Annotated in this window: 23 protein-coding genes and 1 pseudogene; 15 read left to right on the top strand and 9 right to left on the bottom strand. The window is 73.2% G+C overall.

Annotation, left to right across the window (positions count from 1 at the left end):
- Positions 1-218 precede the first annotated feature (218 nt).
- From OG559_RS24480 to ctaD, 5 genes are all read left to right on the top strand, one after another.
- On the top strand, positions 219-1,199 hold the full coding sequence (locus OG559_RS24480) for a glucosyl-3-phosphoglycerate synthase (protein WP_405116932.1): 981 nt from the start codon (positions 219-221) through the stop codon (positions 1,197-1,199).
- A 187-nt stretch (positions 1,200-1,386) separates the two neighbouring features.
- On the top strand, positions 1,387-2,544 hold the full coding sequence (locus OG559_RS24475) for a glycosyltransferase (RefSeq protein ID WP_405107510.1): 1,158 nt from the start codon (positions 1,387-1,389) through the stop codon (positions 2,542-2,544).
- A 147-nt stretch (positions 2,545-2,691) separates the two neighbouring features.
- Positions 2,692-3,144: a DUF4383 domain-containing protein gene (locus OG559_RS24470; protein ID WP_405116930.1), complete on the top strand. Its 453-nt coding sequence runs from the start codon at positions 2,692-2,694 to the stop codon at positions 3,142-3,144.
- 81 nt (positions 3,145-3,225) lie between these two features.
- A complete protein-coding gene (locus tag OG559_RS24465; protein WP_405107508.1) occupies positions 3,226-3,957 on the top strand; it encodes an ATP-binding protein in 732 nt (243 codons plus the stop codon).
- 108 nt (positions 3,958-4,065) lie between these two features.
- Positions 4,066-6,066, top strand: coding sequence for a cytochrome c oxidase subunit I (gene ctaD / locus OG559_RS24460; protein WP_405107505.1), 2,001 nt, complete (start codon positions 4,066-4,068; stop codon positions 6,064-6,066).
- A gap of 91 nt (positions 6,067-6,157) precedes the next feature.
- On the opposite strand, the pseudogene OG559_RS24455 reads toward ctaD, so the two are convergent.
- Both OG559_RS24455 and OG559_RS24450 read right to left on the bottom strand, forming a co-directional pair.
- Positions 6,158-7,033 (bottom strand): annotated as a pseudogene (locus tag OG559_RS24455) (SigB/SigF/SigG family RNA polymerase sigma factor); the annotation flags it as partial.
- 299 nt (positions 7,034-7,332) lie between these two features.
- Positions 7,333-8,736: a hypothetical protein gene (locus OG559_RS24450; RefSeq protein WP_405107502.1), complete on the bottom strand. Its 1,404-nt coding sequence runs from the start codon at positions 8,734-8,736 to the stop codon at positions 7,333-7,335.
- A gap of 234 nt (positions 8,737-8,970) precedes the next feature.
- Between OG559_RS24450 and OG559_RS24445 the strand changes: the two genes are divergently transcribed.
- Complete coding sequence (locus OG559_RS24445) at positions 8,971-9,195, top strand: CDGSH iron-sulfur domain-containing protein (RefSeq protein ID WP_350883003.1); 225 nt, start codon at positions 8,971-8,973, stop codon at positions 9,193-9,195.
- Positions 9,196-9,387: 192 nt separating this feature from the next.
- Here the strand turns inward: OG559_RS24445 and OG559_RS24440 are convergent, their stop codons facing one another.
- From OG559_RS24440 to OG559_RS24430, 3 genes are read right to left on the bottom strand one after another with little or no spacing between them, the layout of a single operon-like run.
- Entirely contained in the window at positions 9,388-10,452 is a 1,065-nt protein-coding gene (locus tag OG559_RS24440) for an iron-containing redox enzyme family protein (RefSeq protein WP_405107499.1), read from the bottom strand.
- Positions 10,453-10,503: 51 nt separating this feature from the next.
- Complete coding sequence (locus tag OG559_RS24435) at positions 10,504-12,276, bottom strand: thiamine pyrophosphate-binding protein (protein ID WP_405107496.1); 1,773 nt, start codon at positions 12,274-12,276, stop codon at positions 10,504-10,506.
- Positions 12,269-13,393: a Vms1/Ankzf1 family peptidyl-tRNA hydrolase gene (locus tag OG559_RS24430; protein ID WP_405107493.1), complete on the bottom strand. Its 1,125-nt coding sequence runs from the start codon at positions 13,391-13,393 to the stop codon at positions 12,269-12,271. Before OG559_RS24430 ends, OG559_RS24435 begins: the two co-directional genes overlap by 8 nt.
- 159 nt (positions 13,394-13,552) lie before the next feature.
- On the opposite strand from OG559_RS24430, the gene OG559_RS24425 reads away from it, so the two are divergent.
- On the top strand, positions 13,553-14,095 hold the full coding sequence (locus OG559_RS24425; RefSeq protein WP_405107490.1) for a hypothetical protein: 543 nt from the start codon (positions 13,553-13,555) through the stop codon (positions 14,093-14,095).
- Between the two features lie 77 nt (positions 14,096-14,172).
- Here the strand turns inward: OG559_RS24425 and OG559_RS24420 are convergent, their stop codons facing one another.
- Positions 14,173-15,039, bottom strand: a complete 867-nt coding sequence (locus OG559_RS24420; protein WP_405107487.1) for an alpha/beta fold hydrolase — start codon at positions 15,037-15,039, stop codon at positions 14,173-14,175.
- A 285-nt stretch (positions 15,040-15,324) separates the two neighbouring features.
- Between OG559_RS24420 and OG559_RS24415 the strand changes: the two genes are divergently transcribed.
- Entirely contained in the window at positions 15,325-16,185 is an 861-nt protein-coding gene (locus OG559_RS24415; protein ID WP_405107484.1) for an alpha/beta fold hydrolase, read from the top strand.
- A 158-nt stretch (positions 16,186-16,343) separates the two neighbouring features.
- On the opposite strand, the gene OG559_RS24410 is transcribed toward OG559_RS24415, so the two are convergent.
- Positions 16,344-16,682 carry a DUF3817 domain-containing protein gene (locus OG559_RS24410; RefSeq protein WP_405107481.1) on the bottom strand — a complete coding sequence of 113 codons (339 nt, stop codon included), beginning with the start codon at positions 16,680-16,682 and terminating at the stop codon, positions 16,344-16,346.
- A gap of 182 nt (positions 16,683-16,864) precedes the next feature.
- Between OG559_RS24410 and OG559_RS24405 the strand changes: the two genes are divergently transcribed.
- Complete coding sequence (locus tag OG559_RS24405; protein WP_405107478.1) at positions 16,865-18,343, top strand: glutamate--cysteine ligase; 1,479 nt, start codon at positions 16,865-16,867, stop codon at positions 18,341-18,343.
- A gap of 130 nt (positions 18,344-18,473) precedes the next feature.
- Here the strand turns inward: OG559_RS24405 and OG559_RS24400 are convergent, their stop codons facing one another.
- A complete protein-coding gene (locus OG559_RS24400; RefSeq protein ID WP_405107476.1) occupies positions 18,474-21,572 on the bottom strand; it encodes a VWD domain-containing protein in 3,099 nt (1,032 codons plus the stop codon).
- A 166-nt stretch (positions 21,573-21,738) separates the two neighbouring features.
- Between OG559_RS24400 and OG559_RS24395 the strand changes: the two genes are divergently transcribed.
- The 3 genes from OG559_RS24395 to OG559_RS24385 are packed head-to-tail and all read left to right on the top strand — an operon-like array spanning position 21,739 to position 22,567.
- Positions 21,739-22,197 (top strand): DUF2975 domain-containing protein, encoded by a 459-nt coding sequence (locus OG559_RS24395; protein ID WP_405107473.1) that lies wholly within the window; start codon positions 21,739-21,741, stop codon positions 22,195-22,197.
- Positions 22,197-22,403 carry a helix-turn-helix transcriptional regulator gene (locus OG559_RS24390; RefSeq protein ID WP_120783492.1) on the top strand — a complete coding sequence of 69 codons (207 nt, stop codon included), beginning with the start codon at positions 22,197-22,199 and terminating at the stop codon, positions 22,401-22,403. Before OG559_RS24395 ends, OG559_RS24390 begins: the two co-directional genes overlap by 1 nt.
- Before the next feature lie 8 nt (positions 22,404-22,411).
- On the top strand, positions 22,412-22,567 hold the full coding sequence (locus tag OG559_RS24385; RefSeq protein ID WP_405107470.1) for a hypothetical protein: 156 nt from the start codon (positions 22,412-22,414) through the stop codon (positions 22,565-22,567).
- Positions 22,568-22,647: 80 nt separating this feature from the next.
- Here the strand turns inward: OG559_RS24385 and OG559_RS24380 are convergent, their stop codons facing one another.
- Positions 22,648-24,303: a pentapeptide repeat-containing protein gene (locus tag OG559_RS24380; RefSeq protein WP_405107467.1), complete on the bottom strand. Its 1,656-nt coding sequence runs from the start codon at positions 24,301-24,303 to the stop codon at positions 22,648-22,650.
- A gap of 284 nt (positions 24,304-24,587) precedes the next feature.
- Here OG559_RS24380 and OG559_RS24375 point away from each other — a divergent pair, with 284 nt between their 5' ends.
- The 3 genes from OG559_RS24375 to OG559_RS24365 all read left to right on the top strand — a co-directional run bounded on the left by OG559_RS24375 (position 24,588) and on the right by OG559_RS24365 (position 26,272).
- Positions 24,588-25,433 carry a CHAP domain-containing protein gene (locus OG559_RS24375; protein ID WP_405107464.1) on the top strand — a complete coding sequence of 282 codons (846 nt, stop codon included), beginning with the start codon at positions 24,588-24,590 and terminating at the stop codon, positions 25,431-25,433.
- A 168-nt stretch (positions 25,434-25,601) separates the two neighbouring features.
- Positions 25,602-25,973: an SAM-dependent methyltransferase gene (locus OG559_RS24370; RefSeq protein WP_405107461.1), complete on the top strand. Its 372-nt coding sequence runs from the start codon at positions 25,602-25,604 to the stop codon at positions 25,971-25,973.
- Complete coding sequence (locus OG559_RS24365; RefSeq protein ID WP_405107458.1) at positions 25,970-26,272, top strand: hypothetical protein; 303 nt, start codon at positions 25,970-25,972, stop codon at positions 26,270-26,272. The genes OG559_RS24370 and OG559_RS24365 overlap by 4 nt, the downstream gene beginning before the upstream one ends.
- Positions 26,273-26,354: the final 82 nt, after the last annotated feature.

Here is a 26,354-nt window from a genome sequence, read left to right as displayed (position 1 = left end):
CCACGGTTTCACGTATCCGCGTAGAGCACTCCCCCCGTGGCGGCGCAACCAAACGTTCATTGCTGTGAAACGGCCCGGTGCGCGGCCCGTGATCAAGCTGTTAGGGATGATTCGGGTTAGCGCGTGGATGGTTTTGGGAAAACACCACATTGCGTTTTCCGCAACGATCTTGGGGGGTGGTGTCTGTGCGGGATACTGAATCGAGCGTCTCACCGGTGGTGGAGGCGTGGGCGACATACCGGACCACCTCGGCGACCGAGTGGACGCCGCGGCGCCTGATGCGCGCCAAGGGCGACAGCCGGGTCAGCGTGGTGCTGCCGGCGCACAACGAGGAGACGACGGTCGGCGCAATCGTGTCGACCATCCGCGAGCACCTGATGGACCGGGTGGCCCTGGTCGACGAGCTGATCGTGGTCGACTCCCGGTCGACCGACCGGACCGCGCAGGTGGCCCGGGCGGCCGGCGCGGAGGTGGTCGGCCAGGACGAGATGACCCGGGGCCTGCCCCGGCTGACCGGCAAGGGCGACGCGCTCTGGGCGGGCCTGGCCGCCGCCGAGGGGGACGTGGTCGCGTTCGTCGACGCCGACCTGCGCGAGTTCCGCCCGCACTTCGTCACGGGCCTGCTCGGCCCGCTGCTGACCGACCCGTCGGTGGAGTTCGTCAAGGGCTTCTACCACCGGCCGCTGGTCGGCGCGACCAGCGTGGAGGCCGACGGTGGGGGCCGGGTCACCGAGCTGATGGCCCGCCCGCTGCTCAACCTGTTCTGGCCGGAACTGGCCGGCTTCGTCCAGCCCCTCGCCGGCGAGTACGCCGGCCGGCGCGACGTGCTGGAGCGGGTGCCGTTCGTCTCCGGGTACGGGGTCGAGACGGCGATGCTGATCGACCTGCTGGACCTCGTCGGGTTGGACGCGCTGGCCCAGGTGGACCTGGGCGAGCGCAAGCACCGCCACCAGGACACGGCGGCGCTGGGCCGGATGTCGGCACAGATCATGCTGACCGCGTGGTCCCGGTTGCAGCGACGCGGCTGGGCCAGCCCGGACACCGCGCCGGTGTCCCTGCTCACCCAGTTCCGCCGGGGCGGTTCCGAGGCGCTGCCCAACCTGGAGCGGGAGATCGTGGTCAGCGACGTCTCGGTCGAGGAGCGGCCCCCGTTGGCGGAGTTGCGTCACCGGCTGCCGCGTCGACGGGTGGCGGCGTGAGGGGCCGCGGGCGCGGTTCGACGGTTAAGGGCGGGTGACCCGCCCCGGTCACCCGCTCGGGGTGACCGTGCCGCTCGGGGCAGGCGTGCCGCTCGGGGTGGCATGGCGTGACCACGCCCGCTGCGGGGCACGTAGATGGCACACAGCGGTCGGCCGACGGGGGCCCCGCCGAGGGAAGGAACGCAGCATGAGCCTGACCGTCCTGATGAACGCCGGGCCCTGGCTGTCCGTGCCGCCGCCCGGCTACGGCGGCATCGAGAACATCATCGCCACCCTGGTGCCGGAGCTGCGCAGGCTCGGCGTGCGGGTGGTCCTCGCCTCCGTCGACAGCAGCACCCTGCCGGTGGACGAGAAGATCTCCGTCTTCCCCGACGGCCAGTTCGAGGCCCTCCAGCGGCCGTACAACCAGGTGTGCGGCATCGCCCAGGCGCACCTGGGCGGGGTGGTGCGGGCGCTGCACACCCGCGACGACATCGACCTGGTCCACGACCACGTGGAGGCGGTCGGCCTGGCGACCCTCGCCGCCATGGGCCCGGACGCCCCGCCGGCCCTGCACACCCTGCACTGGGACCTGGCCAAGCATCCGGCCCTCTACGGCAACCTCGACGGCGGCGACCGGGTCCGGGTCAACGGGGTGTCCGCCTCACAGCTCGCCCGCGCCCCCCGGGCGCTGCGCGACCACTCGGTCGGCCATGTGCACCTGTCCACCCCGCTCGCGGTCGACGCGGACCGGCGCCCCCGGCCGGACAAGGGCGACTACCTGATCATCCTGGGCCGGATCAACCCCGGCAAGGGCCAGGACGTCGGCGCCCGACTCGCCCAGCGCGTCGGCGTGCCGCTGGTGCTCGCCGGCCCGGTCGGGCCGTACCACCGGCCGGAGGACCTGGCCGCGGCCGGTGACGAGGCCCGGCAGAACCCGGACGTGCGGTTCTTCTACGACGAGGTGGCCCCGCACGTCGACGGCGACCTCGTCCGCTGGGTCGGCACCGTCGCCGGGCAGGAGCGCGACGACCTGCTGGCCGGCGCCCGCGCCTCGCTGTTCCCGCTGCGCTGGGAGGAGCCCGGCGGCACGGCGGTGGTCGAGTCGCTGGCCCTGGGCACCCCGGTGGTGGCGACCACCCGCGGCTGCCTGCCGGAGCTGATCGAGCACGGCCGCACCGGCCTGCTCACCACCGACGAGGAGGAACTGGCCGACCTGGTCCTGGCCGCGGGCGCGTTGGACGCCGACGAGTGCCGGCGGGAGGCCGCGACGCGGTTCACCCCGACGGTCATGGCGCAGCGCTACGTCGGGCTGTACGAGCAGGTCCGCCGGGGCGCCACCGCACGCCGCCTGCAACCCGCCTGACATCGGCGGCAGGGCCCCTGCCGGGTACGCGGGACGGCAGGGGCCCTGCGCAACCCCCGGCCCGGCGGCCGGTTTGCGGACGACGGCAGCGGGAACGCGCGCCGCGAGACTTCCCTACCCGGTGAGGAGATCGCGGTGACCGGTCCGATGGCCCACTCGCGGGCCCGACGCAACCCTGCTGACGGCCGCGCCCTCGTGCGTCGTGTCGCGGCCATCGTCGGCGTGGTGTTCCTGGTGATCGGGGTGCTCGGATTCATCCCCGGGGTCACCACGTACTACAGCGACCTGCGTTTCGCCGGGCACGACTCGGAGGCGAAACTGTTCGGGCTGTTCCAGGTGTCGGTCCTGCACAACATCGTGCACCTGCTGTTCGGGGTCGCGGGCCTGGCGCTGGCGCGCACGGTCTCCGGGGCGCGCACGTTCCTCGTCGGCGGCGGGGCCATCTACCTCGTGCTGTGGCTGTACGGCCTGGTGGTCGACCACTCCAGCGGGGCCAACTTCATCCCCGTCAACGGTGCCGACAACTGGCTGCACCTGTTCCTCGGCGTCGGGATGATCGCGCTGGGCGTGCTCACCACCCGCCGCCCGAGTCGCCACTGACGGGGGCCCGCCCCGTTTCACCCCGTCCCGTGCCGGGTACCTGCGAATCACCCCCGATACGGACGGAAGCGAGGACCGCGCATGTCGAGTCGGATCACGTGCGAGGTCCGCGACGAGTCGCCGGTGACCGTCGTACGGCTCAGCGGCGCGCTCGACCTGGGCACCATGCGCCCGGTGCACCACGTCCTGGAACGGTGCCTCGCCGACCAGCCCGACGCGCTGGTCGTCGACCTCGGCTCCGTCGACGTGCGCGACCGGTTGGCGCTGTCGGTGTTCGCCGCCGCCGCCCGGCGGGCCGCCGACTGGCCGGCCGTGCCGTTCGTGCTCTGTGCCGCGCCGCCCGACGCGGCGAGCTGGCTGGCTGGCTCGACCGTGGGCCGGGTGGTGCCGGTGCGGCGGGACTGCGCCGAGGCCACCCGGACGGCGGGGGCCGCCGCCGCGCCCCGGCTGCGCGCCCGGCTGGAGCCGGTCGCGGGGGCCTGCCGGCGGGCCCGGGAGCTGGTCGCCGACGCCTGCGGGCGGTGGAACCTGCCGGAGCTGGTCGGCCCCGCCTCGGTGGTGCTCAGCGAACTGGTCGGCAATGTCGTGCGACACGCCGGCACCCCGATGCAGGTGACGCTCACGCTGCGCCGGTCGTACCTGCAGGTCGCCGTGGCCGACGGCAGCAGCGGGGCGATCCGCCCGAGCATGGGCACCGACCCGCGCGCCGAGGGCGGCCGAGGGCTGCTGCTGGTCCGCGAGCTGGCCCAGCGGTGGGGCAGCTCGCCGGTCGGGGACGGCAAGGTCGTCTGGGCGATGCTGCCCGCCACCTGAGCCGCTCACCCCGAATTGACCGAAATTACCGCTCTCACCTGGTTACATGATGGGTGGGCCGGGTAGGCACGCCCGTCCTTTTCTGTCGTGACGACGGGGTGAGGAACCATGCCCAAGCGGGTAACCACGGAACCCGGACGAGACCGAGGCCCCGCGATCCTCGCGCCGGCCCGCTTCGGCGGCTTCCCCGGCCCGCTGCGGCCGACGCTGCCCGGGGCCAAGCTGCTCAAGCTGCTCGGCACGACGGACGCCAAGCAGATCGGCCTGCTGTACCTGGTCACCTCGTTCGTCTTCTTCCTCATCGGCGGGGTGCTGGCGCTGCTGATCCGGGCCGAACTGGCCCGGCCCGAGATGCAGTTCCTCTCCCCCGAGCAGTACAACCAGGCGTTCACCATGCACGGCACGATCATGCTGCTGCTGTTCGCGACGCCCCTGGTGTTCGCGTTCGGCAACTACATCGTCCCGTTGCAGATCGGCGCCCCGGACGTGGCCTTCCCCCGGCTCAACGCCTTCGCCTACTGGCTGTACCTGTTCGGCGGGACCATGGTGGTCGCCGGGTTCTTCACCCCGAACGGGGCCGCCGACTTCGGCTGGACCGCCTACACCCCGCTGAGCCAGCAGCAGCACTCCCCCGGCATCGGCGGGAACCTGTGGGTCGTCGGCCTGGTCATCTCCGGCCTCGGCACCATCCTCGGCGCGGTCAACCTGATCACCACCACGCTGACGCTGCGCGCCCCCGGCATGACCATGTTCCGGATGCCGATCTTCACCTGGAACCTGCTGCTCACCAGCGTGCTGGTGATCCTGGTCTTCCCGCTGCTGGCCGCCACGCTGCTGGCGCTCGCCGCCGACCGGCTGCTCGACGCGCACGTGTTCGACCCGGCCACCGCCGGGCCGATGCTGTGGCAGCACCTCTTCTGGTTCTTCGGCCATCCCGAGGTGTACATCATCGCGCTGCCGTTCTTCGGCATCATCACCGAGATCATCCCGGTGTTCGCCCGCAAGCCGATCTTCGGCTACACGGGACTGGTGCTGGCCACCATCGCGATCACGGTGCTGTCGATGACGGTCTGGGCGCACCACATGTTCGCCACCGGTCAGGTGCTGCTGCCGTTCTTCAGCATCCTGAGTTATCTGATCGCGGTGCCCACCGGGGTGAAGTTCTTCAACTGGATCGGCACCCTGTGGAAGGGTCAGCTCACCTTCGAGACGCCGATGCTGTTCGCCATCGGCTTCCTGGTCACCTTCCTGCTCGGCGGGCTCACCGGGGTGCTGCTGGCCAGCCCGCCCGCCGACTTCCAGGTCACCGACACGTACTTCGTGGTGGCGCACTTCCACTACGTGATGTTCGGCACCATCGTCTTCGCCGCGTTCGGCGGGGTGTACTTCTGGTTCCCGAAGATGACCGGCCGGCTGCTCGACGAGCGGCTCGGTAAGATCCACTTCTGGACCATGTTTGTCGGCTTCCACGCCACCTTCCTGGTGCAGCACTGGCTGGGCGGCGCGGGCATGGCTCGCCGGTACGCCGACTACCTGCCCGGCGACGGCTTCACCACCCTGAACATGATCTCCACGGTGGGGTCGTTCGTCCTCGGCGCGTCCACGCTGTTCTTCATGTACAACGTGTGGAAGTCCTGGCGGTTCGGGGCGATGGTGACGGTGGACGACCCCTGGGGCTACGGCAACTCCCTCGAATGGGCGACCACCTGCCCGCCGCCGCTGCGCAACTTCGACCGGATGCCGCGGATCCGCTCCGAGCGCCCCGCGTTCGACCTCAAGTACGGCCACCTCGTCGCCGACCTCGGCCGGGACCTGCCGCAGCGCACCACGAAGCCGCCGCAGAGCTTCGCCGAGGAGCTGCACTCCGCGCGACACGTGCCGGAGTCCCCCTCGGGTGAGGGCGCGCACGGCGCGCGGAAGGCCGTCGAGTACAGGCCGGCGCCGCAGTCGGGGGCGCGGCCGGTGGACGTGCCGGAGCCGGAGGAGATCCGCCGGCCCAGCTTCGAGCAGACCGACGCGCCGGAGACCGAGCCGCCCGGCGGGGAGCGTCCGCAGGAGAACGAGCGTTGGCGCCACCCGCACAGCCGGGACGACACCCCGGAGCGCTGAGCCCCGAGCGACGCGCGGCGGGGGCGGGCCGGTCACCCGGTCCGCCCCCGCCCCGCACTGCGGCTCAGTCGCGGGGCAGCTGCGGGGCGGCCACCCGGTCGCCGTTGTGCCGCACCGGGATCCGCGCCTTGCCCGCCTCGGACTCGGCCGCGCCGTTCTGCCACGGCGACGCGGCGTCGGCGAGCATGGCCTGCCGCAGCCAGGTCAGCGCCCGCGACAGCAGGCGGGACACGTGCATCTGGGAGATGCCGAACCGGGCGGCGATCTCGGCCTGGGTCTGGTTGCCGTAGAAGCGCATCGCCAGGATGCGCCGCTCCCGCCAGGGCAGCCGGTGCAGCAGCCCGCTGACGGTGACCCGGTCGTCGACCGACTCCAGCGCGTTGTCGCTCTCGCCGACCAGGTCGCCGAACTCGGCCGAGCTCTCCCCGCCGACGGGCGCGTTGAGCGAGGCCGGGCTGTACCCGGCGGCGGACTCCAGGGCCGCGAGGATCTCCTCCTTCGGGGTCTCCAGCCGCTCGGCCAGCTCCGCCACCGACGGGGCCCGGGACAACTCGCTGGTCAGCGCCGCGGTGGCCTGGCCGACCTCCAGGATCAGGTCGCGCAGCCGGCGGGGCACGTGCACACCCCAGGTCCGGTCCCGGAAGTGCCGCTTGATCTCGCCGACGATGGTGATCGCCGCGTACGCGGTGAACGAGCCGCGCTCCGGGTCGTACCGATCGACGGCGTTGACCAGTCCGAGCCGGGCCACCTGCTCCAGATCCTCCAACGGCTCACCCCGCCCCCGGTACCGGCGGGCGAGCCGGCCGGCGAACGGCAGCGCGAAGCGGACCAGGTCGTCGCGCGCCTCCTGCCGCCGCTCGGGGGGCAGGCCCTCGATCCGCGCCGCGTACGCCAGCGCCGCCGCGTCGAGGTCCTCCAGACCCCGTTCGGTGGGTGGTGGTGTGGTCGTGGTGGTCTGTCCGAACATCCGCGCCTCCCTCAGGAAGGTCCCCGCCTGATCGGGAAAGCCGGTCGCGTACGTGGTCTGGCCACGCACCGGGCCGGAAAGTGGGTCACCTGACGTGAATCGTCGAGGAGCGTCTACCACAGGCTGCGCGGCGTGGCCGGGCCGTCGCAGCCAGCGGTGTTCCCGCTCCGTAGGTACTCAACCACGGCGGCCCGGGGTCGCGAGGATGTTTCGGCCGGCTGGTGCGACCGGCCTCGGCGTGGCTGCGCGGCGGGCGGTTCGACACCGGCCGGGCGCCGCTCCAGGCACGGCGGATCGGGTCAGCAGACCACCAGTCCCTGGTGGCCGGCCCCGTCGCGCAGCGCCTCGACGGCGGTCTCGATGGGCAGCGGCGGCGGCACCGGCAGGTCGTACGGCTGGGCCCGCAGCACCTCGGTGGCCCGGCGGGTGGGTACCGCCGTGACCGGGTAGCCCCGGGCCGCGGTGCGGTCCAGGGCCCGACGGCGGCGGCCGAAGGCGGCCACGGCCAGCCACTGCGGCAGCCCGGCCAGGGCCGGCGAGCGCATCCCCGGCGACTCCGGCAGCACGTCCACCGAGCTGAACGGCTCGCTGCCGGCCAGCCACCACTCCACCGCGTCGACGGCGCGCCGGGTGGCGTTCTCGCACCAGTACGGCACCAGCCCGGCCCGCAGCACCTGCCACGGGTCGAGCAGCCGCCCGCACTCGACGACCAGCCGGTCGCCGGTCTTGCCGGCCCGCCGCAGCCACGCCCGGTACAGGTCGGCGACCGCGGCGCTGAGCGACTCCGCCCGGGGGAACAGCACCCGGTGCAGCCGGTGCCCGCGCTGCCCGGCCCACGCCCGAACGGCGAGCTCGAACCCGGGCTCCACGCCGTGCTCGGCGTAGCCCTGCGGGGCGTGGAACTCCGGCGGCTCCCAGTGGGAACCCTCGCCGCCGACGGAGCGGAGCACCTGGCGCAGCGCGTGCGAGTCCGGGTGGAAGTCCACCGGTTCCAGCCCGCTGGCCGGGGAACCGGCTTGGAAACTGTGCCCCAGCCCGAGGTCGTGCACCGGCCAGGTCCGGGCGTCGCGCAGCAGCAGCAGCGGGGCTCCGGGCTCGACCCGGTCGGCCAGGAACCGGGCGTACGCCGCCGGCAGGCGCTGCCAGCGCACGGCGAGCGAGACGGTCGCCCCGGCGAGGGCGCCCCGGCTGGCCGGGCAGTGCACCTGCCGCACGTGCACGTCGGGGTTGCCGGCGACCAGCCGGGCGGCGAGCGTCGCGCCGTGATCGAGGGCTGCTGCGGGACGGTCCACCGCCCCCCGGGTCCAGTGCACCGTCGTCTCGAACGCGGCCGGCAGCCAGGGCACGCCCAGGGCCACCGCCAGGTGAGCCGCCGCGCCGTGCGGGGAGCCCAGCACCACGCCCGGGTAACGGCGGCGCGGGTACTGGTCGACGATCCACCGCGCGACCCGTGCGGCGTCGACCTCGGCGGTCTGGTCGGGGGTGAGCGCGACCCGTCCGGCGGCCCGGGCGGCGGCGGCCCGGCGTACGGGCTCGGGCGCGCCGGTGAACCGGGACAGCGCGCCCGGCTGGCCCATGTCGGCGCAGTCCTGCCCGCGCAGGGCCCGGGCCGCGGCGGCGACCAGGACGCGTCCGGTGCTGCCGACCGCCACCACCCGGTCCCCGGCCAGTCCGGCCCCGTCCGCCGTGAGTCCCCCACGCACCGGATGCGCGGGTCCCAGCCCGCTTCGCTCGTTCGCCACGCGGCCCGGCTTCCCGTCCCGATGGGGTCTAAACGGGGCCTCCGCCACCCGCCGGGGGCATTCTTCGATGGACGGACGCTTGCGCCCTGCGGTCCTCGGCGTGCCGGCTGGGCGTGGCGTCCGACGCCGCGCCGGATGGGCCGCGCGGGCCGGGCCGGGCGAGTTTCGACGGGCCCCCGACGGGCACGTGTGGCCATGGCTACCGACGACGACGCCCCGGCGGCGACCATCACCCCGTACCAGGACGGCCCGTTGCTGGTCCGCGGCGACTTCGCCCTGGTCACCCCCGAGGGCCGGACCATCGACGCGCGCCGGGGCACGGTGGCGCTGTGCCGGTGCGGCAGGTCGGCGCTCAAGCCGTTCTGCGACGGCACGCACAAGGCGGTGCGGTTCCGCGCCGGCACCGACCGGGAGGGCTGACCCCGCCCGGCACCGCCCGGCACGAGGCTGCTCCGCCGCCGGGGCGAGGCTGCTCCGCCGCCGGGGCGAGGCTGCTCCGCCGCCGGGGCGAGGCTGCTCCGCCGCCGGGGCGAGGCTGCTCCGCCGCCGGGGCGAGGCTGCTCCGCCGCCGGGGCGAGGCTGCTCCGGCAGCGCCGGGGCGAACGCGAGCGGTCAGGCGAGGGCGGTGACCGGCGCCGGGCGGGTTACCGGCCGCAGCGAGCTCTCCCCCCGGGCCCAGGCGTCCAGCACGTGCCCCGCGAAGAGGCCGTCGACCGCCAGCGCCGCCGCCGCGCCGAAGATCAGGTCGGGTACGAGCGCCGGTTCGGCCCGGGCCAGCCCGCCGCACAGGTCGTGCGCGGCGACCTGCTCGTGCACGGCGTCGGCCTCGACGTGCTCGTCGTAGAACCGGGTGGCAGCCTCGTCCAGGCCGAGCCGGCGCAGGCCGTTGCCGTAGCGGCGGTTCGGCAGCGAGGAGGTCATCTCGAACGCCGCCAGGTGGCCCAGCAGCGCGCCGCGCAGCCGGCGGTGCAACCCGAACAGGGAGATCAGGTTGTTCGCGGCCAGGGTGACCGCCGGGACCCGGTCCAGGTGGGCGGCGTAGCCGGTGTCCAGGCCGAGCCGGTCCATGGTGCGCCGGAACAGCTCGGCGTGCATCCGGTCCAGCCGGCCGTTGCCGTACTCGTCCATCTGGATCTCGACGAGCGCGGCCTTGGCCGGCCCACCGAGGCGGGGCAGTCCCCAGCTGTGCGGGTCCGCCTCCCGCAGGTGGTAGACCGAACGGTGCACGACGAACTCGCGGAACTGCTCCAGGTTCGCCCGGTGCTGCACCGTCACGGCCAGCGCCGGGCCGTCATCGGCGGCCACCAGCTCGGCCAGCGCCCGCGGCACGCCGGCGGGCGGCACCGCCCGCGACGGGCCGGCCAGCCGACGCAGCGCCGCCTCGAAGACCCGCTCGGCCCGGGCCCGCAGGGCCAGCAGGCCCGGCTGCCACTCCCAGTGCTCGGCCACCCCCGCCCAGCCCCGGTAGTGCAGCTCATAGCAGAGGAAGAGGGTCAGCTGAAGGTCCTCGTCGATGAGCGGGCCGGGCCCACCGTCGTCCGGGGCGAACCGGGCGGCGAGCCCCACCGGCGGGTCGTGCGGCGGCCGGCGCAGCGCCGCCACCAGCGCCGCGGAGACCGGGCCCCGGGCTCGGGGCAGGGGCGCGGGACCGTAGCGACGGTCGGCGGGCTCGGGCATGGCTCTCCTCGCGGGTGACGGCGTACCCGCGGGTGCCCCGGCCCGGCGGGACTAAACGAAGTCGTCGGCCTCGACGACGACCCGGGTGTCGAGCATCCGCTCCCGGACCAGCCGGGCCGCGTCGCCGTCGGCGAACACGCCCCGCAGGTCGGCCAGGGCCGGCTCCGGCGGGCGCAGCGACACGGTGGGGTCGACCACGGCCTCCAGCACGCTGGGCCGGTCCGCGGCGAGGGCCTCGTCCCACGCCGCGCCGACCAGTTCCGGGCGGTCCACCCGGACGCCGTGCAGGCCGAGCAGCCGGGCCCACCCGGCGTACGGCACGTCGGGCCGGCGGGCGGACGCCCGGGCGGGTGACCCGGCACCGCCCATGCCCGAGTGGTCGCGGTTGTTGAGCACCAGCACCACCAGCCGGGGATCGGGCCACTCCCGCCAGTGTCGGGCGACGGTGATCAGCTCGGCCAGGCCGTTGAGCTGCATCGCGCCGTCCCCGGCCAGCGCGATCACCGGCCGGTCCGGGCGGGCCAGCTTCGCCGCCACCGCGTACGGCAGGGCGCAGCCCGTCGAGCCGAGGGTTCCGCAGAGCTGGGCGGTCACCCCGGGCCGCAGCTCCAGGTGCCGGGCGTACCAGTAGATGACCGAACCGACGTCGACGGCGATCGCGGCCGAGCGGGGCATCCGGGCGGAGAGCTGGTGCAGCACCAGCTGCGGGTTGACCGGCTCGCCGGGCTCACCGGCCCGGGCCGCCGCCTCCTCCCGCCACCGGTCCACCGAGCTCTCCACCGTCCGGCGCCAGTCCCGCCGGGCCCGGTCGGGTACCCGGTCGAGCACCCGGTCGAGCAGCGCGCGCAGCGTCTCACCGGCGTCGCCGACCAGCGGCACGTCCACCGGGTAGCGGGTGCCGATCCGGCGACCGTCGATGTCGATCTGGATCGTGCGGGCCTGCCCGGGCATCGGGTAGTAGTCGGTCCACGGGTCGGTGGTGCCGACCATCAGCAGGGTGTCGCAGCCGCCCATGAGCTGGGCGGCGGCGGTGCTGCCGACCTCGCCGAGCACCCCGGTGTGGAAGGGCAGCCGCTCGTCCAGCACCGGTTTGCCGAGCAGGCTGGTGGCCACCCCGGCGCCGAGCCGGTCGGCCAGCGTCACGATCTCGTCGGCCGCGCCGTGCGCGCCCTGACCGACCAGGATCGCCAGCCGGCCGCCGGCGCCGAGCAGGGACGCGGCGGCGGCCAGGTCGGCGTCGTGCGGGAGCACCCGGGCCAGCGGCTCCCCCGGGGTCGCCGACGTCACCCCGGCGGCCTGCGGCAGCAGGTCGGGCACTACCGCCGCCTGCACCTCCCGGGGCAGCACCACGCAGGTGGGGCTACGGGTCGCGGCGGCGGTGCGGAACGCCTGGTCCAGCACGCCGGGGACCTGCTCGGGCGCGCGCCCGTACCGGACGAACTGGTTGCAGACGTCGCCGAAGAGCCGGCTCAGCCCGATCTCCTCGTGGGCGCCGCCGAGCGGGCCGGTGATGTCCTCCCCGACGATCGCCACCACCGGCTTGCTGTCGAGCTTGGCGTCGTACAGGCCGTTGAGCAGGTGCACGGCGCTGGGCCCCTGGGTGGCCAGGCAGACGCCGATCTCGCCGGTGAACTTGGCGTGCCCGCTGGCCATGAAGGCGGCGGTCTCCTCGTGCCGGGCGGGGACGAAATCCGGGTCCCCGCCCGAGCGGTCCAGGGCCGCGACGACCGGGGCGATGGCCTCGCCCGGGCAGCCGAAGACGCGCGGCACCCGCCAGGCCCGCAGCCGCTCCACCACCAGGTCGGCCCCCGTACGCTCAGCCATTTCCCCGCCCGGGGGTGGCGGGGTCGACGTAGCGCAGCACCGCGCCCACCCCGTCGGTCAGCTCCGGCGCCTCGTCGGGGGCCAGCACGGTCAGCTCCGCGGCGGTGCCGACCAGCGCCCGGACCAGGGCCGCGTCGGCGCGCACCCGATGCGGGTCGGGCACCGACATGGCGGTGAGCTGCCCCGGGTCGGTGGAGATGTCGGTCGGCCCCGGGCCGATCCACAGCTCCTCCGTGGAGGACGGGTCGTCCACGATCAGCATGGTGTCGACCTGGTTGCGTTGCAGCGCCGACACGACCGCGTCGAGGCCCGCCCCGACGTCCTCCTGCATGCCGAAGCGGTCCAGTGTGGCGGTGATCCGCTGGTCGGCCACCTCGGCGATGGTCTGCACGGTGAGGTCGTCCATCAGCGTCGGGTCCGCCCCGGCGTGCCGCGACCCGGCGTCGGTGCGCACCACCACGTCCTGCCAGCGCGAGGGAAGCTGGGCGGCGATCATGCCGGTGGCCCGCACGTCACCGGCGACCACCAGCACGTCAGCGCCGACCTTCTCGGCCAGCTCCACGGTGGCCGCCGCCGCGTCGCCGGCGTTGTGGTGCCACGCCTCCATGGCGGCCCGTTGGTAGCGGGACTGCGACCAGCCGCCCGGGTTGACCCGGCGCAGTTGGAACTCCTCCCGGCCGGTGACGTGGGCGCGGCGGGGCACCCCGCCCGCGCTGACCGCCACGGCATCGGCACCGGTCCGGTCGGCCAACACCCGCACCCAGGCGATCTGTTCGCCGCGCTGGGCGAGCAGCGGCATGGTGTGCGGCAGCTCCGAGACCGCCGCCAGGTCCCGCAGCGGCGGTGCGGACAGGTACTCGCTGAGCACCGCCCGGCCCCGGGTCGCGAACACGGCGATGCCGTAGTCCCCCGGCATCGGGGTGTGGCCACGGACCACCCGCTCGACGGCGTCCACGGTCGGCGCGTCGGCGCCCTGCTCAAGCAGTTCGCCCTTGAGGGCCCGCCAGCGCAGGTCGAGCGCCGGACGGGCGTCCTCGGTGTCCCGGGAGGCGTCCAGATATACCGAACACCACGGCCCGGGACGGTCGTAGAGCGGGCGCAGGAAGGACAGCTGCATGCTCGACCCCTTTCCAGCTCGGCCCCCCGCTTACCCGCGCCGGTGGCCTTGTCACCTGACCGCGCCACGAACGTGACTCGCGTTCATTCACGTCGTTCACCCGAGCGTGCGGATACGATCGGTGCAGGGAACCGGACTCTCGGTGGTGAACGACTCTCGGTGGTGCACATGGACAGCGACCTGGAATACCGGCGGATCGCTCGCCCCACGCAGCGGATCGTCACCGGCCGGGTCGTCCGGTTGCTCGACGGCTATCCCCGCGAGCTGAGAATCGGCCAGCCGGTGCTGGTCGCCGTGGTGATGGCGGCCAGTGTGATGGGCCTGCTGCTGCTGGCGTTGCGTTCCCTGCTGTCCAACGGCGGCGGGGCCCGGCGCAGCTGGAAGGCACTGCGCAAGGGCCCGGAGTTCCTGGTCACCCCGCTGCGGCTGCGCGACTCCGCCGACCGGCTCTGCGAGGTGGAGCTGCACGGGCACCTGCCGCAGAGCGCCCTGCACCCGGCCGACTGGGTGCAGATCACCCTCCGGCCGCAGGACCCGGACCTGCCGCCCCGGGTGGAGCGGATCGTCAACCTCACCACCGGGCAACTGCTGCGCCCGCGCACCGCCACCCTGTGGAGCCATCTCGGCCCGCCGCTGCTGATCCAGGCCGTGCTGGGGGCGGTGCTGATCGCCGCGATCGCCGTCGCCGTCCTGCTCACCTGACGGGCCCCTGCTCACCTCAGGGACCCCTGCTCACCTCAGGGACCTCTGGCGGAACTCCGGGCGGCGCGGGCAGCGCGCTATTGGCCGGCGCGGCGCGCCGTCCGGCTGCGGGCGAGGAATCGCTCCACCGTGGCCGCGAATGCCGACGGGTCGTCCACCCAGGGGAAGTGCCCCGCCCGGGGCTGCACCACCAGCTCGGCGTCGCCGAGCAGCGCGGCCAGCTCCCGTACCGCCGTGCGGGTCGGCCAGATGTCGTACTCACCGACCACCAGCAGCACCGGCGTCGGTAGCGCCGCGAGCCGCCCCGGCAGCGCCGGATCGGGGTCGAAGCCGGCGTAGAAACCGTCCGTCGCGGGCTGGGCGAACTGGTCCGGCTCGGCGGATGCCTGCGCCCGCGCCGCGGCGTTCCACTCGCCGTACAGCAGCGGCGCGGACAGCCAGCGGTACCGCGCCAACTCCTGCGGCGTGCCGGCCTCGGCATGCAGCGCGGCGACGGCCTCCGCGTGCCAGGGTTCGTGCGCCCGCTGGGCGAGCACCTCCGCAACGCCGAGGTCCGACTGCAGGTCGACCACCCGCAGCGACGGGTCGACCAGCACGAGGCTGTCGAGCCGGCGTGGGTACGCGGCAGCGTAGAGCAGGCAGACCCCGCCACTGGCCGAGTGCCCGAACAGGTCCATCCGGTCCAGCCCGAGGTGACGGCGCAGCGCCTCGACGTCCTCGACGATCCGGTCGACGCGATAGGTCGCCGGATCGGCCGGCACGCCGGACCCGCCCGTGCCCCGGTTGTCGAGCAGGACCAGGGTCCGGTGCGCGCTGAGCCCACCCAGCTCACCCAGATACTCGACGGCCTGCCCGGGTCCACCGGGGATGCACACCAGCGGCGGACCTGAACCAACGAGCCGGTAACCGAGGTCGGTGCCGTCCCAGGAGCGAAAGCGCTGCACGACGCCGGATTCTGCCACGCACCGGCAAGCCTTCGCCCGGAAGCTCACGACGCAGCCACCCGTACGAAAGCGTCGCTGGCACTCCCACGACCCGCTACACCCCGGCGCGCCTGCAAATTCACGGAATGAGTGGCCTTACGCGGGCGTAAGGCCACTCATTCCGTGAATTTGCGTGACCTTCAGGGCCCGGGGGGGGAGGGCCTGGTGGTCTTGGGGGCGGCGGGAGGGGTGGGGGTGGGGAGGAGCTGCGGTTTCCGGTGGGGTGGGGGCGGGCACCGGGGTGCCATGTTTGAGGGATTCGCGCTGGATGAAATCGACGTCGGAGAGGTGCGGCTGCGGGTGCGTCACGGCGGGTCGGGACCGCCGGTGGTGCTGCTGCACGGCCACCCGCGCACCCACGCCACGTGGCACCGGGTCGCGCCGCTGCTGGCCCGGGAGCACACCGTGATCTGCCCGGACCTGCGGGGCTACGGTGGCTCGTCGAAGCCGCCGAGCGACCCCGGGCACACCACGTACGCCAAGCGGGCGATGGCCCGCGACGTGGTCGGCCTGCTCGACGCGCTCGGCCACGACCGCGCGGCGGTGGTCGGACATGACCGGGGCTGTTACGTGGCGATGCGTACGGCGCTGGACCACCCCGGCCGGGTGAGCCGGCTGGGTGTGCTCGACGGGGTGCCGATCGGCGAGGCCCTGGCCCGCGCCGACGCCCGGTTCGCGGCCCGCTGGTGGCACTGGTTCTTCCTCGGCCAGTCGGACAGGCCGGCGGAGCGGATGATCACCGCCGACCCGGACGCCTGGTACGGCGGCTCGCCGGCCGTCATGGGCGCGGAGGCGTACGCCGACTACCGCCGGGCGATCCACGACCCGGCGACGGTGCACGCGATGTGCGAGGACTACCGGGCCGGGCTCGGCCCGGACCGGGCGGCCGACGACGCCGACCGGGCCGCCGGGCGGAGGATCGCCTGCCCGGTGCTGTTCTGCTGGTCGGAGCGGGACGACATGGTCGACCTGTACGGCGACCCGGCGGCGATCTGGCGGGACTGGGCCGACGACGTACGGGGGGCCTCGATCGACTCGGGCCACCACATGGCCGAGGAGGCCCCGGAGCAGCTCGCCGCCACGTTGGCCGCCTTCCTCGCCGGCTGACAGGCACCCCGGGTGGCCGTGAGCCGTGGGGCAGCGCCCCGCCGGGTAGCAGGTGAGCCGTGGCGGTGAGCCGTGGACAGATCAGCCGTGGGGCGGCACGTCGCCGGGGGCCACCCGAGCGGCCCCTGGCCGGTGGTCCCGGTGAGCGTCGGCGGCGGTCAGCCGACCGGAGTCAGCGGGCGGTCCGGCTCGGGTGCGGTGCGCAGCATGCCCCGCCGGGCGGCCCAGCGCTCGAAGAACAGGGTCGCGAACGGCGGTACGGCGCAGGCCAGCGCCACGACGGTGGGCCACAGCCGCCACCGGTGCAGCCGCGCCACGGCCAGCACCAGCAGGCCGTACACGACGAAGAGCGCGCCGTGGATCGGCCCGAAGATCTTCACCCCGATCTCGTTGTCCGGCGGCCCGTACTTGACGGCCATGCCGATCAACAGGGCCAGCCAGGAGCATGCCTCGGCGATCGCCGCCGCCACGAACAACTTGGTGATCTTCTCGCGCATCGTCACTCCCCCACCGGTTGCCGGCCATGCTAACCAGACCGGCCGGCCGATCCGGGCAGCGACGGGCGGACGCGACGGGAATCACGCGGGCCCCGGCGGGGTACGTGTAGGGACCTTCGGGTCTTCCCCGGCCCGCGCCGCCGTGCGAGGTTAGGGGGACCAACGGTGACAAGGTGGTGACGATGGGCGAGGACGTCGGCGTACGGACATTCACCCGCGAGGACCGGGCCCGCTATCGCGAGAAGGTGCGGCGGTGCCTGGACGTCTTCGCCGAGATGCTTCGGGAGTCCCGGTTCGACGTCGAGCGGCCGATGACCGGGGTGGAGATCGAGCTGAACCTGGTCGACGACGACTCGATGCCGGCGATGCGCAATTCGGAGGTGCTGACCGCCATCGAGGACCCGAGCTTCCAGACCGAGCTGGGGCAGTTCAACATCGAGATCAACGTCGCGCCGCGCCGGCTGGCCGGCACCGGCACCGCCGCGTTCGAGGAACACGTCCGGGCCAGCCTGAACGCCGCCGAGACGAAGGCCCGTGGCGTCGGCGCGCACATGGTGATGATCGGCATCCTGCCGACGCTGCGCCCCGAGCACCTGACCGCCGAGACGCTGTCGGCCAACCCGCGCTACAAGCTGCTCAACGAGCAGATCTTCGCCGCCCGCGGCGAGGACCTGCGGATCTCGATCAGCGGGGTCGAGCGGCTCGCAGTCACCGCCGACACCATCACCCCCGAGGCGGCCTGCACCAGCACCCAGTTCCACCTCCAGGTCAGCCCGGCCCAGTTCGCCGACTACTGGAACGCCGCCCAGGCGATCGCCGGCGTCCAGGTCGCCCTCGGCGCGAACTCGCCGCTGTTCTTCGGCCGGGAGCTGTGGCGCGAGACCCGCATCCCGCTGTTCCAGCAGGCCACCGACACGCGGGCGGAGGAGATCAAGGCCCAGGGGGTACGCCCACGGGTGTGGTTCGGCGAGCGGTGGATCACCACGGTGTTCGACCTGTTCGAGGAGAACGTCCGCTACTTCCCCGCGCTGCTGCCGGTGTGCGACCCGGAGGACCCGGTCGAGGCTCTCGCCCGCGGTGACGTGCCGAAGCTCGCCGAGCTGCGGCTGCACAACGGCACCGTCTACCGCTGGAACCGCCCGGTGTACGACGTGTACAAGGGCCGCCCGCACCTGCGGGTGGAGAACCGGGTGCTGCCCGCCGGCCCGACGGTGCTGGACACCGTGGCCAACGGCGCGTTCTACTTCGGGCTGGTGCGTGCCCTCGCCGAGTCGGACCGGCCGGTGTGGTCGCAGATGTCGTTCAGCGCCGCCGAGGAGAACTTCACCAGCGGCGCCCGGCACGGCATCGACGCCCAGGTGTTCTGGCCCGGCCTGGGGTACCTGCCCGTCACCGAGCTGGTGCTGCGCCGGCTGCTGCCGCTGGCCCATCACGGGCTGGACCGGTGGGGCCTGGACCCGGCCGAGCGGGACCGGCTGCTCGGCATCATCGAGCAGCGCTGCCTGACCGGCCGCAACGGGGCCACCTGGCAGGTGGAGACGCTGCACCGGCTGGAGTCCGCCGACCACCTGGACCGGCCGGCGGCGCTGCGCGAGGTGGTCCGGCACTACGTGGACCTGATGCACAGCAACCAGCCGGTCCACGAGTGGCCCATTCCCTGACCGGGCCGCCACGGGCCAGGGACCGTCACCCCGATCATCCGGAACGGGCGCGGCCGTGGCGTACGCGGTCTTGACGCTGTGGCTGGCGGGGGCCGTCGCCGACGGGGTCGCGCTCCGTGCCCGGGGACATTCACTGGCGCAGGGCGAGGGTGACTGATCCGGTCGCGGAACCGGACGGGTCGACGACGATGGTGTAGGTGCCGGTGTCCGGCAGGACGGTCGGTTCGATGCCGCCGGCGCCGTTGATGACGCAGCCGCTGCTCAGCGTCGCGCCGCCCGCGTCGCGCAACTGCAGGGGAGAGCACTGGTCGGGCAGGGTCGCGGCGGTGGCATCCAGGGTTACCGACGCGCCGGCGGCGCCGGTGAACTGATAGCGGATGACGGCGCCGGGTTGATCGACGGTGGCCACGACCGGCGGCCCGTCGACGCTGATGGCACCGGCCTGGTCCCGGGTAGCGAACAGTTTCAGCGCGACGGTGCCGATGCTGCGGTCCGACGGGTCCACCAGCACGGTGTAGGTGCCGTCGGCGGGCAGTACCGTGCCCTCGACGTCGCCGGAGCCGTTGACGACGCAGCCGGTCTTCAGCGTCCGGCCGGCCGAGTCGCCAAGTGCGAGCGGGGAACACTGGTCACGCAGGGTGCTCTCGGGCACCTCGATGAACACCCGCTGGCCGGCGCTGCCGGTGAACCGGTAGCGGGCCATCGCGCCGGGCTGTTCGATCGTCGCGGACACCGCCGGGCCGTTCGGTCGGATGGTGCCGGTGGTGTCCCGTGCGGCGTAGACCCGCACGGTAGCCCGGCCGGTGTCGCCGCTGGTGGCGTCGACCACCACCGTGTACGTGCCGTCGACGGTGAGGTCGGCACGATCGATGTAGCCGACGCCGTTGATGTTGCAGCCGCTGGCGACGTCGCTCCCGGTCGGATCGACGAGCCGGTACGGGGAACACCGGTCGGCCAGGCCGGGAGCGGTGATGTCGACGAACAGGGCGTCGCCGGCGTGTGCGGGGAAGGTCAGCCCGCCGCCGCCGGGCTTCAGCGTGGCCGTGGCGATCGGTGGCGCGGTGATCGGTGCGGCGGCGGGTGGGGCGACCTGCTCGGTGGCGGCGGCGCTGACGGCGAACTCGGGACGGCCGGTCACGGCGACGTCGAACACGCATTCGGCGAGCTGCCCGGGGTCGGTGACGCCGGCCCACCGGCACGCCTCCTCCGCCCGGGCCCGCTGGTCCGGGTCGAGGTCGGCGACGGTCATCGACCGGTCGGGGAAGGTGCGGTCGGTGAAGGACTCGGTGTTCTGGCCGTCGGCGTAGCTGAACAGGGAGCCGTCCTGGGTGATCCGCCAGCTGTCCGCGTACGACGGGTATAGCTTCTCGAACGGCACGGGTTGGGTCAGCGCGGCGCCGGACGCTGGGGCGATGTCGTTGGCCGAGTCACCGTCGAAGTCGCCGAGCAGGCCGCGCACCTTCCCGGCCCGGCTGGGCGCCAGCTTCACCAGCAGCCGATAGCCGTACGAGCCGATCTGGTCCACCGCGGCGGCGGAGCCGTCGGGCCAGCTCAGGTCGTAGCCGTCCGCGGCGCCGATGTCCGAGGCCCGGCGGGCGAGGGCGCCACCGCCGGGCAGGTCCGTCTTCCCGGGCGCCACGGCGACGAGTACGCCATCGACGCGTACCTGGGTGCCGCCGTCGACCAGGGTGAGGGCGACCCGGTGGTCACCGAGCCGGAAGGCGATCGCGGAGTTGACCGACACGGTTCGCAAGGTGTCCATCGGCGTCTGCCGGACCTGCACCGCGAGGGGGTCGCCCTCGGTCGAGGTGACCAGGGCGAACTCGCCGACGGCCTGGAAGTCGTAGTAGACCCCGTCGAAGGTCGCCAGGTGGGGGTCGCCGTTCGTGCCGCCGCAGGTGGAGCCGCCGTCCTCGCACAGGAGGATCGGGCCCTTGGTGGGCGGGGTCTTCTTCTTGGCCTTCCTGCATTCGTCTAGGCTCTTCGGCAGGGTCTTGCCCTCGTACTCCGTTCGCAGTGGCAGGCCCTTGGCCGCCCGGTACCGGTTCTCCGCCAGCGTCGCCTTGACCTCGGCGGTCTTGATCCCGGTGGAGCCGCAGTCGCCCTTCGGGACGGCGCCACGGGAGATGTCGTCGGAGTGGTTGAGCTCGTGGTAGAGCGCCGCGCAGGGGTCCCGCGCGACGCCGTCGCCGTACGGCGCGTCGGAGGTGGGGTTCCAGGTCACGGTGGACGAGCCCTTGCCGCTCTTGCTGCGCGGGGTCTCGAAGGAACCTGACCCGCCGCTGGTGGGGATGATCCGCACCCGGGGCTTGCTCTTGGCCTTGAGCCGAGGCAAGATGCCCGCCGGATCGCCGCCGGGCGCGGCGAACTCCTGGAGGCAGTCGTCGACCTTGCCCTGGAAGTCGACGCCGCTGACGGGGACGCCGGCGTTCGGGTCGACCGCGTAGTCGGCCCGGGCGGGCCGGCCTCCCCCGCCGACGAGGACGCCGGCGGCGATGAGCACCAGGGCGACGGCGGCAGCCGCGTTCCGGTGACGGCGGCGACGGCGCATCAGGAGCAGCAGCAGGAGTACGACCACCAGCGCGCCGAGGACGAGCGCCAGCAGCGCCCCGCCGAGCCAGAGCCACCGGGCGTCGCCCTGGGCGTCGTCGCCGACGGTGAAGGTGGTGGTCCGTAGGGCCGTCGCACCAGGGCAGGGGGTGACGGCACCGGTCACCGGCAGAGCCGCGTAACTCGCCGTGACCTCGTAACGTCCGGGTACGCCGACCGGCCACAGGGTGTCCAGTCCACCGCCGTCGGGGGTCGCGGCCACCGACCGCAGCACGACGTCACCGGGGTCAGCGCCGGCGTGCACGCGGACACTGGCCAGCGACACGGTCACGGTCGTGCCGGGTTCCACCGTCGCCATGCCGGAAATCGCGGCAGCGCTGATGCCGTCGTCGTAGAAGCTGCGGCCGAGAACCGGGACCAGGTCCTGCCCGTCCCGGCGTACGGAGGTCACCCGCACGGCCCCGTCTGCGGCCTTCGCCAGCCCGCAGGCCGCGCCGGTGGAGTTGGTTACCGCGAACGTCAACCGGACCGGGTCGCCCGGCCGATACGACGACTGGGTGGTGCGCAGGTCAAGGCCGAGGCCACCGTCGGCCGGCGTGGCGTGGGCCGCCATGGGCCACGCCACCAGCGCAGCCGCCAGGACGGCGACCCCGCTCGCGACCCGCGCGATCATTCTCATGGACGGCACTGTAGAGACGGCTGTCACGTGTCCACGTCTCCTTCATCGACGGTCACCACCGGTCGGCTCAGCCTTCGGCGATGGGTACAGCGCCAATGTCGGCCAATCGATTGACAGTCGATAGGTTCCGGGTGATAGTCGATGCATGTTGACTGAGCATCGAGCGGTGGCCCCGCTCAGAGTCTTTCTGGTGCTGCTGTTCGGGATCCTGGTCATGTTCCAGACCCTCTCGCTGCCCGGGCAGTTCGCGCACATGGCCAAGGAGTCCCCGAACGATGCCTACCTCAGGTGGCCGATGACCGCCGTCACGGTGTTCTGGGTGCTGTGCATCCAGGTCGTGATCGTGGCCACCTGGAAGTTGCTCACCCTGGTCAAGCGCGACCGCATCTTCAGCGACGCCGCCCTGGCCTGGGTGGACGCGATCGTGTGGGCGATCGCCGCCGCGTGGGTGGTGCTGCTGGGCGTGTTCCTCTACTTCGGCATCAACGCGTCGGACCCCGGGCTGCCGGTCCTGCTGTTCCTGATGCTGGTGGGTGTCGCCGTGCTGGGGCTCCTGATGGTGGTGATGCGGGCACTGCTGCGGCAGGCCACCACACTGCGTACCGACATGGAAGCGGTGATCTGATGCCCATCGTCGTCCGCATCGACGTCGAGCTGGCGAAACGCAAGATGAGCGTCGGTGAGTTCGCCGAACGCGTCGGGCTCACCCCGGCGAACGTGGCGGTACTGAAGAACGGTCGCGCCAAGGCCGTTCGTTTCAGCACCCTGGAGGCCATGTGCCGGGTGCTCGAATGCCAGCCCGGTGACCTGCTCGAATGGGTCGACGAATGAGGACACCGATGAGGTACCTCGTCGCCGTCCTCGCCGTCGCGATCGGCGTCGCCGGCATCGTGCTCGGGGAGGCCGACGACTCGCCGGGCCTCCAGCTCCTGGGCGTCGTGCTCATCGTCGGCGCGGTCGCGTTCGGCGTGCGGACGGCCCGGCGCGGCAGGTAGCGGCACTACGGCCCGTACGGGTCGTCCCGCACGCCCTGGGTCACGGTCCTGCTGGACGACGTCTGCGGGGGAGGCCGCGCTCAGCCCTCCCCCGCCGACGGGGCCCCGGGGTCGTCGATCACGGCGCCGGCGTGGAACACGACGCCATCGAGGACGTCCCGGACGTCGCGCCGGCGGTCGAGCCGCGCCCCGGCGAAGGTGACGTCGCCGTGGAACGAGGCGCGCCCCTCGGGACCGCCGAGCCGGAAGGCGGTCCCGGCGAACGTACTCGCGTCGAAGCGGGTGGCGCCGTGGAACTGGGTGCCCGTGAAGTCCGCGTGACCGACCTGGCACCCGCTGAGGTCGAGGTCGACCAGCGTCGCGCCGCACAGCGGCAGGTTGGTCCGCGGCCAGTGCCGTTCGCCCGCCCCGACGGATGCCGGGCGCAGGCGCTCGGCGAGCAGCCGCTGGGCGTCGCGCCGCAGCTGAACCTCCCCGGCCTGGGCGGGGGTCAGCTCGCCGGTCACGTCGAACGGCAGTGGCACCCGCAGGTACGCGCACACGGCGTCGACCACGCGCTGGCGCAGCTCCGGCCTCCCGTCACCGAGCTCGCCGAGGGCCCGCAGCCCCGCGCGTCGGACGTCGGGATCGCGGTCGGCGAGCTGACGGGAGTAGGGCGCGACGGAACCGTCCACGACGAGCGCGCACGTGCCGTCCGGGCCCGGCGCCGACGCCCAGCCGAGGGGCCAGCGCGCCGGATCGTCGCCGGCCGGGCCGACCCACCGGGCGCCGTCGAGGTCGACGGCGGGCTGGTCGAGGTGCACCGGCCCGCCGAACCAGGCGTCCCGGAACGTCGCGTCCGCGCCGAACCGCGACTTGCAGAACCAGGCGGGGCCGTCGAAGCGGACGCTCCGGAACGAGGTGTCCCCGCCGAAGCGGGCCCCGTCGCCGCCCTCCTCCCAGCCCTGGTAGTCGCCCACCAGGACGGCGACGGGCCAGCCCGGATCGTCCTCGTTCGGCTCGTCCCAGGGCGCGGGTCGGGCGTCCTCGACGGTGTCCCAGGCCGGATCGTCCTCCCACAGCTCCTCCTCGCCCCGCCCGAACCAGGCCATCGCGGCGAAGCCGACCCGTTCGAAGCTGGCCGGGCCCCGGAACCGGGCCCGTCCGAAGACGGCGTCGGCGGCGAACCGGGCGTCGTCGAACCGGGCCGGGCCGTGGAAGACGGCACGGGCGAAGATCGCGTCGCCGGTGAACCGGGCGTCGACGAACGAGGTCGCCCCGAGGAACCGGGTGTCGTCGAACCGGGCCCCGGCCAGCTCACACCCGCCGAGATCGGCCTCCACGAGGGTCGCACCGGACAGGTCCACCGCGACACCCGGCGACACCCCGCCCGCCCCCGCGTCCCCGCCCGCTCCGACGCCCTCGCCCGCCCCGGCGGCGGGGCGCAGCAACCCGACGAGCACCCGCAGGGCGTCGCGCCGTGACTCGCCGTCCGCGCCGTCCGCCGCGCCCGCTCCGGCCGCCGCAGTCGTGGCGAAGGGTGTACGAAGGTAGGCGCAGATCGCGTCCGCCGCGTCCTGGCGCAGCGTGCCGCCGCCCAGGATCGGCGCGCTCTGCGGCGCCTTGACGCCCGCCGGGTCGGCCGCGCCAGCCTCCGCCAGCCGTCGCAGGGCGTCCTCCCGCTCCGCGCCCGTCGCCTGCGCCACCTGCCGGACTGCGACCCGGAACGCCTCGACGCCTACCGCCTCGACCGGCACGTGCCCCTCCAGACCCGATGTGGCAGCCCGTACACCGGCATTCGGCCGCCAGGACCGTCCCCGACGTGCCGGCGAAGGATAGCGGCGGACGGTGACACCATCCCGGCTGTCGTCCTGCCTGTCCTGCAAGGCGGTCAGCGCGTCGAGCCGCCACCGGGCCTCCGCCGGGTGACGGCGTCCGCTCGAACTCATGCCGCAGTGGCGACGAGATTAAGGCGTATGTCGATTGATCGATTGCTTGTAGGGTGAGCCCGTTGTCACATACCCCTGGAAGGGAAGTGGACATGCCCAGAATCACCGTTCGCGTCCTCGGCGCCCTCAGCGCGAGCGTGCTCAGCGCAACTCTCGGCGTCCTGGCGGTCGCCGCGCCTGCTCAGGCGGCGGCCCGCGACGGAGTCTGCGACGCCGGCGAGTTCTGTTACTACTACAACAGCGACCACGCGGGATCAATCTCCGATCACACCGGGTCACTGGGAGACTACGGCTCGACCCAGCCGAGCTGCTACGAGTTCAAGGGCGCCGGCAGCGGCAAGGGCGTGTGCGTCAAGAACAACGCCGCCTCCGTGTGGAACCGCACCAGCAGCACGGTGCGGGTCTACTACAACAGCAACTACGACAGCACCTACGCCTACCAGAACTTCGCGCCCGGCGCGAAGGCGAACCTGAACGCCACGCTGAAGAACAACAACGCCTCCCACCAGCTCATCTCCGCCGGGACGAACTATCCGGCCAAGGACGACTACCCGTACAAGGGCGCGACCTCGGGCATCGACCCCTGGAACTTCTACAAGGGGCAGTGCACCAGTTTCGCTGCCTGGGCGGTGCGGAGCCGGGTCGGCGTGCCCTTCACCAACCAGTACGGGGGCCAGGCGCAGTGGGGTAACGCCAACCAGTGGGTCGGTGCTGCCGGGCGCGCCGGGGTGCCGGTGTACAACAGCCCGAAGGCCGGTGACGTCGCGGTCCGCCTGGGCGGCACCTACGGTCACGTCGCCTTCGTCACCAGCGTGAACTCCAACGGCACCTTCGAAATTGACGAATACAACTACGTAAGCGCGGACAAGTACAGCCACCGGACGGTGTCGGTGGGAACCGCCAACAACCAGTTCTCCAAGTTCATCCGCTTCAAGTGACCTGCCGCCTCAACTGAGGGATGCGGGCGCGCCGGCCCCCGGGGTGGGCGTGCCCGCGTCGCAGGTGACCGCCGCCGCGAATCTGCGGATTATCAAGATCGTGACCTGCGGTCCGCAGTCGCGAAAAGAGGTTGTACGAGCGCCTGTGATCCGTTTGGGTCAGTCCTCATGACCGCCCTGGATCAGCTCGTACGCCCGGATCGCTATCCCCGTTCATCGCGCTACGACCCGGCGTGGTTGCTCGGGCTCGACATGGGGCCGAACCCCCTGTGGCTGCTGGAGGACCTCGCGCGGGACCTTGACCTGCGCCCGGGGATGCGGGTGCTCGACCTTGGTTCCGGCAAGGGTGCCACGTCGGTGTTCCTCGCCCGCGAGTACGGCGTTCACGTCGTCGCCACCGACTGGTGGGTCGGCGCGGACGAGGCCGCCGCCGTCTTCGCCGAGGCCGGCGTCAGCGACCGGGTGGATGCGATACGGGCAGAGGCGCACGTCGGTTCCTGCGTCCCGGTGGACAGTTGGGTATGGCAACGCCCGCGATGACCCGTGAGATCCGCGAGCTCGGGGCTATCCCCGCCCACATCAAGAAGGTGGTCGGCTGGGAGGCGATCGCCTGGCACACGGCGCAGTGGTGGCGCTTCCACTGGGAGATCACCGAGCTGGTGACGGTCACGTCAGCGCGACTGCAACAAGACGGCTGGCACGATTGGCTGCTGTGGACCCAGGCAGGTGCCGAGGCGCAGCCGGATGGCCAGGCATCGAAGCAGCCCGTGATCGACATGCTCACCGCGGACAACGGCGAGCTTCTCACGTTCGCCTTGGTGACCGCGCGCAAGAACTGAAGCCCGTTCGGAGTCAGGTGAGTCGGGCCGGGCCCTGGCGACCGCGCCGTAGGGCACGGGCCACGCCCCGCCGGGGCAGCCC

The organism is Micromonospora sp. NBC_01405, from assembly GCF_045040155.1.
Lineage (GTDB): Bacteria > Actinomycetota > Actinomycetes > Mycobacteriales > Micromonosporaceae > Micromonospora.
This window is presented reverse-complemented; position numbering and strand designations above follow the sequence as displayed.